Annotated in this window: 10 protein-coding genes; 3 read left to right on the top strand and 7 right to left on the bottom strand. The window is 68.3% G+C overall.

The window, feature by feature from the left end:
- Window positions 1–8: 8 nt before the first annotated feature.
- From H4F98_RS14215 to glnA, 5 genes are all read right to left on the bottom strand, one after another.
- Window positions 9–161 (bottom strand): hypothetical protein, encoded by a 153-nt coding sequence (locus H4F98_RS14215; protein WP_182688501.1) that lies wholly within the window; start codon window positions 159–161, stop codon window positions 9–11.
- Between the two features lie 143 nt (window positions 162–304).
- Window positions 305–1,720: an ammonium transporter gene (locus tag H4F98_RS14210; protein ID WP_182688500.1), complete on the bottom strand. Its 1,416-nt coding sequence runs from the start codon at window positions 1,718–1,720 to the stop codon at window positions 305–307.
- A 22-nt stretch (window positions 1,721–1,742) separates the two neighbouring features.
- Window positions 1,743–2,081 (bottom strand): P-II family nitrogen regulator, encoded by a 339-nt coding sequence (locus H4F98_RS14205; protein WP_182688499.1) that lies wholly within the window; start codon window positions 2,079–2,081, stop codon window positions 1,743–1,745.
- A 42-nt stretch (window positions 2,082–2,123) separates the two neighbouring features.
- Window positions 2,124–2,864 carry a TorF family putative porin gene (locus H4F98_RS14200; protein WP_182688498.1) on the bottom strand — a complete coding sequence of 247 codons (741 nt, stop codon included), beginning with the start codon at window positions 2,862–2,864 and terminating at the stop codon, window positions 2,124–2,126.
- Window positions 2,865–3,121: 257 nt separating this feature from the next.
- Window positions 3,122–4,531, bottom strand: a complete 1,410-nt coding sequence (glnA, locus tag H4F98_RS14195) for a type I glutamate--ammonia ligase (RefSeq protein ID WP_182688497.1) — start codon at window positions 4,529–4,531, stop codon at window positions 3,122–3,124.
- Window positions 4,532–4,757: 226 nt separating this feature from the next.
- Here glnA and H4F98_RS14190 point away from each other — a divergent pair, with 226 nt between their 5' ends.
- Window positions 4,758–5,789 carry a LacI family DNA-binding transcriptional regulator gene (locus H4F98_RS14190; RefSeq protein ID WP_182688496.1) on the top strand — a complete coding sequence of 344 codons (1,032 nt, stop codon included), beginning with the start codon at window positions 4,758–4,760 and terminating at the stop codon, window positions 5,787–5,789.
- 32 nt (window positions 5,790–5,821) lie between these two features.
- Here the strand turns inward: H4F98_RS14190 and H4F98_RS14185 are convergent, their stop codons facing one another.
- Together H4F98_RS14185 and H4F98_RS14180 are read right to left on the bottom strand one after the other, a co-directional pair.
- Complete coding sequence (locus H4F98_RS14185; protein ID WP_182688495.1) at window positions 5,822–7,543, bottom strand: alpha-amylase family glycosyl hydrolase; 1,722 nt, start codon at window positions 7,541–7,543, stop codon at window positions 5,822–5,824.
- Window positions 7,540–9,063, bottom strand: a complete 1,524-nt coding sequence (locus H4F98_RS14180; RefSeq protein ID WP_182688494.1) for an MFS transporter — start codon at window positions 9,061–9,063, stop codon at window positions 7,540–7,542. The genes H4F98_RS14185 and H4F98_RS14180 overlap by 4 nt, the downstream gene beginning before the upstream one ends.
- 299 nt (window positions 9,064–9,362) lie before the next feature.
- Between H4F98_RS14180 and H4F98_RS14175 the strand changes: the two genes are divergently transcribed.
- On the top strand, window positions 9,363–10,979 hold the full coding sequence (locus H4F98_RS14175; protein WP_182688493.1) for an alpha-glucosidase family protein: 1,617 nt from the start codon (window positions 9,363–9,365) through the stop codon (window positions 10,977–10,979).
- A gap of 46 nt (window positions 10,980–11,025) precedes the next feature.
- Window positions 11,026–13,062, top strand: a complete 2,037-nt coding sequence (locus H4F98_RS14170; RefSeq protein WP_182688492.1) for a glycoside hydrolase family 97 protein — start codon at window positions 11,026–11,028, stop codon at window positions 13,060–13,062.
- The last annotated feature ends 714 nt before the right edge of the window (window positions 13,063–13,776 follow it).

The following is a 13,776-nucleotide window of genomic DNA, read 5'->3' as shown; positions in this document are numbered from 1 at the left end:
CAGCGGGACTACTGCAGGGCCCCGGCCAGGGCGGCATAGGTCGCGAAGGCCAGCCAAGAGAGCAACCAGCGCATCCGCTGCCACATCTGGCGCCGATGCATGGAGCGTCGGCGTCCGATCCCGGCCTCGTGTTGTCGCGCGTCTGGCAGGGGCATGTGCATGGCGTTCGGTCCTCTGGCGTGCTTATCGCACGCAACGGATCATCGGCACGTGATGGCCGCCGCGGCCGGGACCGATCCGGGCGGCGACTCGCGCCGCCCGGATCGCCCTCGGGCCGGACAATATCCCCGGCCCGTCCCCTGTATCAGCCCTCGTAGGCCGACTCGCCGTGCGAGGTGATGTCCAGGCCCTCGCGCTCGGCCTCCTCCGGCACGCGCAGGCCGATCGTGACCTTGACCAGCATGAAGGCGACCACCGAGACCAGCGCCGACCAGACGATGGTGATGACGACGCTGAGCGCCTGCACGCCCACTTGCGACCCGATCGAGAAGTCATCGCCGCCGGTGCCGCCCAACGAAGGCGCGGTGAACACGCCGGTGAGGATCGCGCCGATGATGCCGCCCAGACCGTGGACGCCGAAGACGTCCAGGGAGTCGTCGGCATTGAGCAGCCGCTTGAGGCCGGTCACGCCCCACACGCAGATCGAACCGGCGAGCAGGCCGATGACGATCGCGCCCATCGGGCCGACCGAGCCACAGGCCGGGGTGATCGCGACCAGCCCGGCCACCACGCCCGACGCAGCGCCGAGCACGGACGGCTTGCCCTTCAGGACCGCCTCCACGCCACTCCAGGCCAGGGCCGCCGCGGCCGGGGCCAGCAGGGTGTTGAGGAAGGCCAGCGTCGCGCCCGAGGTCGCCTCGAGGTTGGAGCCGGCGTTGAAGCCGAACCAGCCCACCCACAGCAGCGAGGCACCGACCATGCAGAAGGTCAGGCTGTGCGGCTTGATCGCCTCGCGCCCGTAGCCGGTGCGCTTGCCGACCAGCCAGGCACCCACCAGGCCGGCGACGCCGGCGTTGATGTGCACGACGGTACCGCCGGCGAAGTCCAGTGCGCCCTTGTCGAGCAGGTAGCCGCCTGCGCCCCAGACCATGTGCGCGATCGGCAGGTAGGCGAAGGTGAACCACAGCACTGAGAACACCAGCACGGCGCGGAACAGGATGCGTTCGGCGAAGGCACCGACGATCAGCGCCGCGGTGATGCCCGCGAACGTCGCCTGGAAGGCGATGAAGGCGTACTCGGGCAGCTTCACGTTGTCGGTGAAGGTGTCGGCGAGCGAGTCCGGCGTGACCCCGGCCAGGAACAGCTTGTCGAAGCCGGCGATGAAGGTGCCTTCACCGCCGAACGCAAGCGAGTAGCCGTAGATCGCCCACAGCAGCACGATCACCGAGAACACCGCCAGCACCTGCATCAGCACCGACAACACGTTCTTGGCGCGCACCAGGCCACCGTAGAACAGGGCCAGGCCGGGCACGGTCATCAGCAGCACCAGCAGGGTGGAGGTCATCAGCCAGGCCACGTCGCCCTTGTCGACGATCGGCGCGACCGCCTCGGCCGTCGCACCCGCGACGTCGGCGGCCTGGGCCAGGTCGACCTCCTGGGCATGCGCGCCGCCGGCCAGGGCGAGCAGGGCAAGCGGGAGCGTGGCCGCGGCCACGCGGGTCCACGGTCGGACCGGGGGTGCCGGCGTCCCCCGACGCGGCAGCGGGTTCAGGGCGTTCATCTCGGACCTCGTGGTGTCGGTGTCAAAGCGCGTCATCGTCAAGCTCCCCCGTGCGGATTCGGATCGTGGCCTCGAGGTGGCTGACGAACACCTTGCCGTCGCCCACCTTGCCGGTCCTCGCACCGGCCTGGACGGCCTCCAGGGCGGCGTCGAGCATGGTGTCGGGCACGGCGCACTCGACCTTGAGCTTGGGCAGGAAGTCGACGACGTACTCGGCCCCCCGGTAGAGCTCGGTGTGGCCCTTCTGCCGACCGAAGCCCTTGACCTCGGTGACGGTGATGCCGGACACGCCGACTTCGGTAAGCGCTTCGCGCACCTCGTCGAGCTTGAATGGCCGGATGATGGCGGTGATCAGTTTCATGCACATGCTCCGTAACGTTGTTGCGGTCTGTCGAAACGTGGGTCAGAACGACTTGGTGACGGCGAAGGTCCAGGTTTCGTCCGGGCCGATCAGGTCGTTGTCGTTGTAGGCGACGGCGATGTCGAAGCCGTTGTCGAAGCTCTTGCCCGCGCCGACCTTCCAGTAGGCGTAGTCGCCGCCATCGACGTTCTCCACCCACTGCTTGCCCACGGCGGCGTCGAGCGACCAGCCGGGCGCGACTTGCCAGCTCGCGCCCAGGTCGAACGCGCTGCTGCCGTCGGAGTCGGGGATGCCGAACAGGTCGGTGACCGCATAGGAGTACTTCGCGGACAGGAACGACCAGCCCACGCCGAAGTAGACCTCGGTGGTGTCGGCGCTGTTGAAGCCGGACGGATAGTCGCCGGGGTACCAGTAGTAGATCGCGCCGACGTCGTAGCCGACGCCGCTGTCGCCGAAGTCGCCCCGGTAGCCGAGGTAGCCGTCGAGCTCGACCTGGCTGGAGATGTCGGGATCGGAATCCGACAGCCAGCTGATGCTGCTGCCCCATGCGCCGGCGTAGAAGCCGCTGTCGGCGGCGTATTCGATGCCGCCCTGCAGGGCCGGTTCTTCGTTGGTCTGGGTGATGCCGCGGAACAGGTAGTCACTGGTCAGCGTGATCGACCCGGAGACCTCCCCGGCCTCCGCGCGCGCCATCCCCATGGCGGCGAACATCGCCATCAGCAGGACCGATGGCATTCCCCTGGTCGCGAACTTGCTTGCAACGCTCTTGGTGTGAGACGACATGACGCAGGCTCCTCATAAGCGGTGGCCCCTCCCGGTGTCATTGGTTCGTGCTCTGGCGGCGCCGGCGATCTTCGCGCCGTGCGCTTTTTCCGGGCCGCAGTGGCCCGCGGCGGGCAGGGCCCGTCGTTCGAAGTCCTCCTGTCGTTGCAGGGCGGTCGTCCCGCCGGAACGGGCGCCGCGGCCGGATCGTCGCCCGGTCCGTGGCGCCCCTTGAAGCAGCACGGCCGCATCTTTCGATGCGGCCGTGCGGGGTTCGATCAGTTGGCGTAGTAGAGCTGGTACTCGAGCGGGTGGGTCGCGGCGCGGAACTTCGTGACCTCCTGCATCTTCAGCGCGATGTAGCCATCGATGAAGTCGTCGGTGAACACGCCGCCGGCCTTGAGGAACTCGCGGTCCTTGTCCAGCGCCTCCAGCGCCTGGTCGAGGCTGTGGCAGACGGTGGGGATGTTCTTCTCCTCCTCCGGCGGCAGGTCGTAGAGATCCTTGTCGCTGGGCGCGCCCGGATCGATCTGGTTCTTGATGCCGTCCAGGCCGGCCATCATCAGGGCGGCGAAGGTCAGGTAGCCCGACTGCATCGGATCCGGGAAGCGGAACTCGATGCGGCGCGCCTTCGGGTTGGACACGTACGGGATGCGGCAGCTGGCCGAGCGGTTGCGGGCCGAGTAGGCCAGCATCACCGGCGCCTCGAAGCCCGGGACCAGGCGCTTGTAGCTGTTGGTGGTGGCGTTGGTGAAGGCGTTGATCGCGCGCGCGTGCTTGAACACGCCGCCGATGTACCACAGCGCCATCTGGCTCAGGCCGCCGTAGCCGTCGCCGCTGAAGAGGTTGTTGCCGCCCTTGGCCAGCGACTGGTGGACGTGCATGCCGCTGCCGTTGTCGCCGACGATCGGCTTGGGCATGAAGGTCGCGGTCTTGCCGTTGCGGAAGGCGACGTTCTTGATGATGTACTTCATCATCAGCAGCTCGTCGGCCTTCTTGACCAGCGAGTTGAACTTGGTGCCGATCTCGCACTGGCCGGCGTTGGCGACCTCGTGGTGGTGGACCTCGACCTCGATGCCGACTTCCTCGAGGATCTTGCACATCTCGGCGCGGATGTCGTGCAGCGAATCGACCGGCGCGACCGGGAAGTAACCGCCCTTGATGCCGGGACGGTAGCCGCTGTTGCCGCCTTCGTACTCCTTGGCGGAGTTCCAGTGCGCTTCCTCGGAATCGACGTGGAAGAAGGTGTTGCCCATCTCGTTGGCGTAGCGCACCGAGTCGAAGATGAAGAACTCCGGCTCCGGGCCGAAGAAGGCCTGCTCGGCGATGCCGCTGGCCTTGAGGTAGGCCTCGGCGCGCTTGGCGACGCCGCGCGGATCGCGCGAGTACGACTGCATGGTGGCCGGATCGAGGATGTCGCAGGTCAACACCAGGGTCGGATCGGCGGTGAACGGGTCCAGGTAGGCCGTGCTCGCGTCGGGCAGCAGCACCATGTCGGACTCGTTGATGCCCTTCCATCCGCTGATCGAGGAGCCGTCGAACATCTTGCCGTCCTCGAACAGCGATGCGTCGACGATGGACTTCGGGTAGGTGACATGGTGCTGCACGCCACGCATGTCGGCGAAGCGCAGGTCGACGAATTCGACCTTGTGGTCACGGACAAGCTTTTCGACATTCTCGAGCGACATGGGATTACGGCCTTCCAATTGGGGTGGATACCCAAGCTATCGCAAGGGGCGTGCCAAGCCGATGACGTCGGCAAATCATTGATTTTCATCGATGTAGTTTCCCCAGGAACCACAGACCGCACCGTTTTGGTGCGCACGGGACGGCGGCCGCACCACCACGATGCGTCGCGGCGGGCCGCGCCGGTTACACTCCCGCAGTCGGCAAACAGGCAGGAACCCGCCCTCGATGGCCCGTAAATCCAAGGTGACCTCCCTCGACATCGCGGAGCGCGCGGGCGTGTCCCAGGCCACCGTCTCGCGGGTGCTGTGCGGTAGTCCTCTGGTCAATGTCGAGACCCGCAAGCGGGTGGAAGAAGCGGTACGCGAACTGAACTACAAGGTCGACCGCCACGCCTCCAGCCTGCGCACGCAACGCTCGGGCACGCTCGCGCTGTTGCTGTTCGAGGATCCGACCCCGGACGACTCGCACATCAACCCGTTCTTCCTGTCGATGCTGGGCTCGATCACGCGCGCCTGCGCGCGCCACGGGCACGACCTGCTGGTCTCGTTCCAGCAGCTCTCCGACGACTGGCACGCCGACTACGAGGACAGCATGAAGGCCGACGGCCTGATCCTGCTCGGCTATGGCGACTACCTGGCCTACCGCGGCAAGCTCGACAGCCTGGTCGAGCAGGGCACGCATTTCGTGCGCTGGGGCGCGGTGCTGCCCGGCCAGCCGGGCATCTCGATCGGCTGCGACAATCACCACGGCGGCCGCCTGGTCGGCGAACACCTGGCGGGGCTGGGACGCAGGCGCATCGCCTTCCTCGGCGATGCCTCCAGCCACTACCCCGAGTTCTTCGACCGCTATCGCGGCTGCGACGCTGCGCTTCAGGCGCAAGGGCTGCGCATGGAGCCGGCGCTGCAGGTCGACGCGGTGAGCTCGGAGGAAGCCGGCTACGAGGCCGCGCGCAGCCTGATGGCGCGGCAGGAGCCGTTCGACGCGGTATTCGCCGCCAGCGACCTGATCGCCATCGGTGCGATGCGCGCATTGACCGAGGCCGGCCATCGCGTGCCGGAGGACATCGCGGTGGCCGGCTTCGACGACATCCCCATGGCGCGCTTCGCACAGCCGGCGCTGACCACGGTCTACCAGGACACCTCGCGTGCCGGCGCCCTGCTGGTGGAATCGCTGCTGGCGCAGATCGGCAATCGTCCGGTCCAGAGCACCACCCTGCCCGCGTCGCTGGTGGTCAGGCGCTCCAGCGGGGCGGGCTGAGGGGAGCGGGCCGCGCCGGCCCGGGGACGGGCTCAGTTCGCGGGTCCGCCCAGGCGGTGGGCCATTGCCTGGTCGAGCGCCTCGCGCAGGTCGTCACGGCGCACCGGTGCATCGAGCACCCAGACCTCGACCCCATGCGCGGGCACCGTGTCGCGCAACACACCGCCTGCCCCGACGTCCTGCGTGCGGCCGGACAATGCCGCGCGCCACGCACCCGGCTGCAACCAGCGCGAGACCTCGACGTCGACGGGGGCATCGCCCTTGTTGAGCATCACCAGCGCGAGCTGGGCGAAACGCCCCTCCTGCAACACGCGATAGAACACCGCCCGCTCGCCCTGCATCGCGACGTCGAGCTGCAGGCCGCGCTGCAGCGCCGGGGTCGCTTCGCGGACCCGGGCGATCCGGCGCAGCGCATCGTGGATCGGGTTGCCGGGCGCGGCGTCGATGCGCGCCTGGCCCAGGTAGTTGCGGTTGCCCGCGTGCTCGGCGGCCCCACGCATGAAACCGATCTCCGAGCCCTGGTAGATCACCGGGATGCCGCGCGCGGTGAACAGGAAATTGTGCGCGTCGATGAAGCCCTCGTCGCTGGCGTCCATCCGCGGCATGTCGTGGTTGTCGTAGAAGGTCATCAGTTCGTAGGGGTTCGCGTACGGCCCGTCGGTCAGGTAGAGCCGCTCGGCGATCGTCTCGTAGCCCTGGCGCTGCCGGCCGAACACCGCGTCGATGCGCTCCTTGAGCGGGAAATCCAGCACGCTCACCTCGCCGCCGCCCGGCCAGGTGAACGGCGCGATCTTGTCGGCGTCGTGGTCGAAAGCCTCGCCGAACATGAAGAAGCCCGGGTGCGTGTCGCGGATGCAGTCGCTGAAGCGCTGCCAGAAGGCCGGCGGCATGTGCCGGATGGTGTCGATGCGAAACGCGGCCGCGCCTTCGCCGATCCACTTCGAGTACGCCCGGCAGTAGTAGTCGAGTACATCCGGATTGCTGTCGTCGTTGTTGGACAGCTGAGCCAGGTCGGGCTCGGAGTGGAAGAAACGATGCAGCGGATTGCCGGCCGGATCGAGATCCGCCGGAGCCAGGTTCTGGTGGTCGGCAACGAGGCGTCCATCGTCGTAGATCTCGCCGAACTTCGGCTGGTCGACCGGCATCGTGAACGACGGCGAGCCGTGGTTGCCGACGATGTCGAGCACGGTCTTCAGCCCATGCTGGCGCAGCCCGGCGGTCAGGCCAGCGAAGTCGAGTCCGGCGCTGGGCAGGTGCTCGTCGAGACGGAAGAAGTCCACGCCCCAGTAGCCGTGGTAGCCGGTCTTGCCGCGGTCCTTGAAGAAGGCCTCCGACCCGATCGGATCGCCGCCGGTGAAGGCCTCGTCGGGGTTGTCGACGATCGGCGTCAGCCAGACCGCGCCGAAGCCCATGTCGGCGATGTAGTCGGCATTGTCGAGCAGGCCGCGGAAGTCGCCGCCCAGGTAGCCGATGTTCGCGCCGTTGGCGTCGCCCGGCACCGGCCGGTCGAAGGTCCGCAGCGCCGGATCGCCGCCGCCCTGGCCGCGCTGGTCGTTGGCCGGGTCGCCGTTGACGAAGCGGTCGGTCATCACGAAGTACACCGCATCCGAGGCGAAGGGCTCGAGCGTGCCGTAGTAGTCCGGGCGCAGGCTGGGCACGGGCAGCGGCGACGGTGCGGGATCGGGGGCATGGGCGCAGGCGGCAAGCACCGCGGCCACCGTGGCGCCAAGCATGGCGCGCGACGCCCGGCTCATCGGGCCACCCCCGCCACCGGCGCGACCGGGGTGGCGACGCGGACCCGGAGCGTGAACAGGCCGGCGACCAGCAGGCTGGCGCCCCCGACCGCGAGCGCGTTGATCGGTGCGTCGCCGAGGAACTGCCGCAGCAGGAAGCCCAGCAGGCTGGCCGCGACGAGCTGCGGGATCACGATGAAGAAATTGAACAGTCCCATGTACACACCCATTTTCGCGGCCGGCAGGCTGTCGGACAACAAGGCATAGGGCAGCGACAGGATCGACGCCCAGGCGAAACCCACCCCGACCATCGACAACAGCAGCCAGTGCGGGTCGCGGATCCACAGGAAGGACAGCAGGCCCAGGCCGCCCAGGCCCAGGTTCACCAGGTGGCTGACCCGCAGCCCCCACAACCGCACCATCACCGGGATCGCGATCGCGGCGAGCGCAGCGAAGCCATTGTAGGCCGCGAACAGCACGCCGACCCAGTTCGCGCCCGCGTTGTAGGCCGCCGAGCCGGTGTCGCTGCTGCCGAAGTGCACCCCGGTGACCGCACCGGTGGTGTAGATCCACATCGCGAACAGCGCGAACCAGGAAAAGAACTGCACCACCGCCAGCTGCACCATCGTCACCGGCATGTCGTAGAGATCATCGACGATGCGGGCGAAGCCACTGTCGCTGCCCAAGCGCTGGCGCAACAGCATCGCCAGGCCCAGCGCCGCGACCAGGCCACCAAGCACGGTCAGCGCGCGATCCAGGCCGAAGTGGAGGATCGCCGCGATCGCCGCCGCGCCGAGCACCAGGCAGGCCGTGCCCACGCGACCCAGCAGCACGTCGTTGCGCGGGCGCCGCGGCAGCGCCGGCGCTTCGTCCCAGCGCGCGTTGAGTTCGGGCGGGTACTCGCGCGTGCTGACCACGGTCCAGCCCACCGCCAGCAGCAGCACCGCACCGCCGAAGTAGAACGCGTAGCGCACCGTGGGCGGCACCTCGCCGGGGGCGGCGGTGTTGGCCACGCCCAGGTGCTCGAGTACGAAGGGCAGCAGGCTGGCCACCACCGCGCCGACGCCGATGAAGAAGCTCTGCATCGCGTAACCGCTGGCGCGCTGGCGCACCGGCAACTGGTCGCCGACGAAAGCGCGGAAGGGCTCCATCGAGATGTTGATCGACGCATCGAGGATCCACAGCGTGCCCGCCGCCATCCACAGCAGCGGCGCGTTGGACATGGCGAACAGCGCCAGCGTCGACAGCACCGCGCCCACCAGGAAGTACGGCCGGCGGCGGCCCAGCCCGGTCCAGGTGCGGTCCGACAGGTAGCCCACGATCGGCTGCACCAGCAGGCCCGTCAGCGGCGCGGCGATCCAGAGCATCGGGATGTCGTCCATCGACGCGCCCAGCGTCTGGAAGATGCGGCTGGCGTTTGCGTTCTGCAGGGCGAACCCGAACTGGATGCCGAGGAAGCCGAAGCACATGTTCCAGATCTGCCAGAAAGACAGGGCGGGCTTGGCCGGCGGGGTGGCGGGAAGCGATGCAGCTGGGTTCATGCAGGGTCCTTGGTGGGCGTCGCGGACGGCGCCGGATGAAGCGGTGGGTGGAGCCCCGGGACGGCAAGCCGCCCGCGGAATGCCGGGAACGCGGCATCCGCCTGTCTGCACGACGTTCCCGGCAGGCACGCGGACGCATTCGCCACGTCCGGCAAAAGCATGGACGCATGCTAGACAGGCATCGCACTGCAACATGGACGGTGCAAACGTATTCACGCCCCGCAGGGCCCGATCGCACGCGCCGCGGGCATCGCGGCATGGAATAGTGACCTCCCAAAATGGATGGCCTGGGGACGGGAATGACAACGGCTTCATGGTGGCGCGGCGCGGTGATCTACCAGGTCTATCCGCGCAGCTTCCTCGATACCAATGGCGATGGCGTGGGCGACCTGCCGGGCATCGTCGAGAAGATCGACTACATCGCGCGCCTGGGCGTGGATGCAATCTGGATCTCCCCGTTCTTCAAGTCGCCGATGGCCGACTTCGGCTACGACATCGCCGACTACCGCGACGTCGACCCGCTGTTCGGCACGCTCGAGGACTTCGATCGACTGCTCGCGCAAGCGCATGCGCGCGGGATCAAGGTCATGATCGACCAGGTGCTTAGCCACACCTCGGTCGAGCACGCCTGGTTCCAGGAGAGCCGCCAGAGTCGCGACAACGACAAGGCCGACTGGTACGTCTGGGCCGACGCCCGCGCCGACGGCACGCCGCCCAACAACTGGCTGTCGATCTTCGGCGGCGTCGCCTGGCAGTGGGAGCCGCGGCGCGAGCAGTACTACCTGCACAACTTCCTGACCTCGCAGCCGGACCTGAACTTCCATTGCCCCGCGGTGCGGCAGGCCACCCTCGACAACGTGGCGTTCTGGCTCGACCGGGGCGTCGACGGCCTGCGCCTGGACGCGATCAACTTCTGCTACCACGACGCCCAGCTGCGCGACAATCCGGCCAAGCCCGCGCACCTGCGCGTCGGCCGCGGCTTCAGCGCCGACAATCCCTACGCCTACCAGTACCACTACTACAACAACACGCAGCCCGAGACGCTGGACTTCATGGAGGCCCTGCGCGCACTCATGGATCGCTACCCGGACGTCGCGGCGCTGGGCGAGTTCTCGTCGGAGGATTCGCTGGCGACGATGGCCGAGTACGTCGGCCGGCAACGCCTGCACATGGGGTACAGCTTCGAGCTGCTGACCGACGACTTCAGCGTCGACTACATCCGCGGCACCGTCGAGAACCTGGAAGCGAAGATGCCGCATGGCTGGCCGTGCTGGGCGATCTCCAACCACGACGTCGAACGCGCGGTGACCCGCTGGGGCGGCGGCCAGGCCTCCGACGCGCTGGCCGCCCAGCTGGTGGCGCTGGTGTGCTCGCTGCGTGGCTCGGTCTGCCTGTACCAGGGCGAGGAACTGGGCCTGGCCGAGGCGGACGTGCCCTACGAGGCCCTGCAGGACCCCTACGGCATCTCCTTCTGGCCCAACTTCAAGGGGCGCGACGGCTGCCGCACGCCGCTGCCGTGGACGGACGGCCACAACGCGGGCTTCAGCACCGGCTCGCCCTGGCTGCCGATCCCGGAAACGCACCGGGCGCGCAGCATCGAGGCCCAGGAACATGACCCCGGCTCGGTGCTCAACCTCAGCCGGCGTTTCCTGGCCTGGCGCCGAGATCTACCGGCCCTGGTCGAAGGCAGCATCCGCTTCCTCGACACCCACGCGCCGGTGCTGGCCTTCGTGCGCGAGCACGGGGCGGACGCGCTGCTGGTGGTCTTCAACCTCTCCGCCTCGGACGTCGACTGGCGCCTGCCCGACGACATGGAGGCCAGCGCGCTCGACGGCCACGGCCTGGTCGCCGGCACGCTGGACGCGGGCGAGCTGCGCCTGCCCCCACGCGGCGTGTTCTTCGCCCGCCTGTCCTGAGCCTGCCACGCGCACTCGCGCACTTTCTTCCGACCCGGGAGTCGCCATGCCCTGCCTCCGCCTGCCCCGCCTTGCCCTGCTCCTGCTCCCGGCGCTGTTCGCCAGCTTCGGCGCGCATGCCGGGACCGTGGCCCACGTCGATTCGCCGGGCAAGGTGCTGCGGGTCGAGCTGGACCTCAGCGAGGGGCGCCTGGCCTATCGCGTCCTGCGCCTGGGCGAGCCGGTGATCGACGACTCGCGCCTGGGCTTCCGCCTGCGCGAGGGCGGCACGCTGGAGCGCAACCTGTCGCTGGTGTCCACCGATACCGCCAGCGCCGACACGACCTGGGAGCAGCCCTGGGGCGAGAACCGCTTCGTCCGCGACCGCCACCAGGAACTGCGCGCGCGCTTCGCCGAGACGATCGCCCCGCACCGCCGCTTCGACATCGTCGTTCGCGTGTTCGACGACGGCCTCGGCTTCCGCTATGAGTTCCCGGAGCAGCCCGGCCTTGCACGGGCGACCATCGACGACGAACTGACCGAGTTCGCGGTGCACGCACCGGCCACCGCATGGTGGATCCCCGCCGGGGAATGGAACCGCTACGAGTACCTCTACCAGCGCACGCCGCTGGATGCCGTCACCCAGGCGCATACACCGATGACGGTACGCACCGCCGACGGCCTGCACATCGCCTTCCACGAGGCCGCCCTGGTCGACTACGCCGGCATGTGGCTGCGCCGCGCCGAGGGCCAGCGCTTCCGTGCCCAGCTGGCACCCGCGTCGGAGGGCTGGAAAGTCCGTCGCACCCTGCCGTTCGCCACGCCCTGGCGGACGCTGCAGATCGCCGATAGCGCGGCCGCCCTCTACGCCGCGTCGGACATCACCCTCAACCTCAACGCGCCCAACCGGCTCGGCGACGTCGGCTGGTTCAAGCCGGCCAAGTACGTCGGCATCTGGTGGTCGCTGCACCTTGAGCAGGAAAGCTGGGCGACGGGACGCAAGCACGGCGCTACCACGGCGAACACGAAGCGCTATATCGACTTCGCGGCGGAACACGGCTTCCGCGGCGTGCTGGTCGAGGGTTGGAACCCCGGCTGGGACGGCCAGTGGTTCGGCAACGGGTACGACTTCGATTTCACCCGCGCCACGCCCGACTTCGACATCGAGGCGCTGTCGGCCTATGCCGCGTCCAGGGGCGTGCATCTGATCGGCCACCACGAAACCGGCTGCGCGGTCAGTCACTACGAAGACCAGATGGAGGCCGCCTTCGCACTCGACGCGCGCCTGGGCATCGATGTGGTCAAGACCGGCTACGTCTGCGACGCCGGGCAGATCGAACGTCGCGACGCCAACGGTGACATCGTGCGCGAGTGGCACGACGGCCAGTGGAACGCGAACCACCACCTGCGCGTGCTGGAAGCCGCCGCACGCCATCGCGTCGCGATCAACAGCCACGAACCCATCAAGGACACGGGCCTGCGCCGCACCTACCCCAACTGGGTGTCGCGCGAAGGCGCCCGCGGCATGGAGTACGCCGCCTGGGCCAGGCCCACCAACCCGCCGGAACACGAAGCCAACCTGGTGTTCACGCGAATGCTCTCCGGCCCCATGGACTACACCCCCGGCATTCTCAGCCTGCAGGGCCGCGGCCAGCCCATCCAGACCACCCTGGCCAAGCAGCTCGCGCTGTACGTGGTGATCTACAGCCCCGTGCAGATGGCCGCCGACCTGCCGGAAAACTACGAGAAGCACCTCGACGCCCTGCGCTTCATCGAAGACGTTCCCGCGGACTGGGCTCAGACCCGCGTGGTCGACGGCGAAGTCGGCGACTTCGTCACCTTCGCCCGCAAGGACCGCGCGAGCGAGGACTGGTACCTGGGCAGCGTCACCGACGAGCAGGGCCGCGTCCTCCAGGTCCCCCTGTCCTTCCTCGAACCCGGCCGCCGCTACACCGCCCAGCGCTACCGCGACGGCGACGGCGCGCACTGGCGAGACAACCCCACCGCATTCGTGCGGGAAGAGCGCGACGTCACCAGCGCCGACACGCTGACCCTGAAGCTCGCCCCCGGCGGCGGCGAGGCCATCCGCTTCGTCGCCCACTGAAGGGGGACGGTCGGCAGGATTGCGAAGGCCGATGCGGTGAAGACGAGGGCCCCAGGCACCCGAGACCCCGGCCCGGCGCCGGCCCGCGAGCGAGTCCTCTGTGAGCCTCCTCACGGCAGGGCGGCGATTCGCCTCCAATTAGCACCCCAAATATGAGCGTCCCGTCGATATCACCCCGAATTCGCCTGATATCCAGGACACATGCCGGGACGCCTTGCGGCAACCTGCCGCTAACCCTTTGATGCAACGGGCGTTGCGCCGTTGACGCCGCACTCGCCCAACACCGAGAATCCGTTATCACCCCATTTTTGGGGTCTACTTGGTGTTAGGCCACGGCATGAGCAGCCTCGCATACGAAGATGGCAGCCCGATCTTGGTAGGCGACCGTGTGCTGCACGAGAGCGGCAGAACTCCGGCGGTCGTAGAGGCCGTTGCAGTCTCAGCCTCGGAACTCGCTGCTATTGGCGTTGAGGAGCCAGGCGTCATGCTCGCGTCGCCACCGTTCGGGCTCGTCTACCTGCCAGTATGGTCGCTTGTGCAAGACCCGCTTAAGCTTGTTGCGCGCGGGCCGCTGGCCTAACAATTCGTGTATGGACTCCTCCGTCAAGCAGGGCTGCCTTAGCTGATCTTCGATCGTCGGGAAGTGGTGCGGTTGCAGTCGTGTATTCGGCCTTGGGGTGGACGTTGATCGTCCGGGCCATCATGGAATCCGCG

The organism is Marilutibacter spongiae (genome assembly GCF_014145325.1).
Classification (GTDB): domain Bacteria; phylum Pseudomonadota; class Gammaproteobacteria; order Xanthomonadales; family Xanthomonadaceae; genus Marilutibacter; species Marilutibacter spongiae.
The sequence above is the reverse complement of the archived record's forward strand: the minus strand, read 5'-3'. Positions and strand labels throughout refer to the sequence as shown.

What these genes read in the sequence shown, in the direction of transcription:
- H4F98_RS14215 (WP_182688501.1), bottom strand. Translation starts at nt 161, where the DNA reads ATGCACATGCCCCTGCCAGACGCGCGACAACACGAGGCCGGGATCGGA.
- H4F98_RS14175 (WP_182688493.1), top strand. Translation starts at nt 9,363, where the DNA reads ATGACAACGGCTTCATGGTGGCGCGGCGCGGTGATCTACCAGGTCTAT.
- H4F98_RS14170 (WP_182688492.1), top strand. Translation starts at nt 11,026, where the DNA reads ATGCCCTGCCTCCGCCTGCCCCGCCTTGCCCTGCTCCTGCTCCCGGCG.
- H4F98_RS14180 (WP_182688494.1), bottom strand. Translation starts at nt 9,063, where the DNA reads ATGAACCCAGCTGCATCGCTTCCCGCCACCCCGCCGGCCAAGCCCGCC.
- glnA (WP_182688497.1), bottom strand. Translation starts at nt 4,531, where the DNA reads ATGTCGCTCGAGAATGTCGAAAAGCTTGTCCGTGACCACAAGGTCGAA.
- H4F98_RS14205 (WP_182688499.1), bottom strand. Translation starts at nt 2,081, where the DNA reads ATGAAACTGATCACCGCCATCATCCGGCCATTCAAGCTCGACGAGGTG.
- H4F98_RS14185 (WP_182688495.1), bottom strand. Translation starts at nt 7,543, where the DNA reads ATGAGCCGGGCGTCGCGCGCCATGCTTGGCGCCACGGTGGCCGCGGTG.
- H4F98_RS14190 (WP_182688496.1), top strand. Translation starts at nt 4,758, where the DNA reads ATGGCCCGTAAATCCAAGGTGACCTCCCTCGACATCGCGGAGCGCGCG.
- H4F98_RS14210 (WP_182688500.1), bottom strand. Translation starts at nt 1,720, where the DNA reads ATGAACGCCCTGAACCCGCTGCCGCGTCGGGGGACGCCGGCACCCCCG.
- H4F98_RS14200 (WP_182688498.1), bottom strand. Translation starts at nt 2,864, where the DNA reads ATGTCGTCTCACACCAAGAGCGTTGCAAGCAAGTTCGCGACCAGGGGA.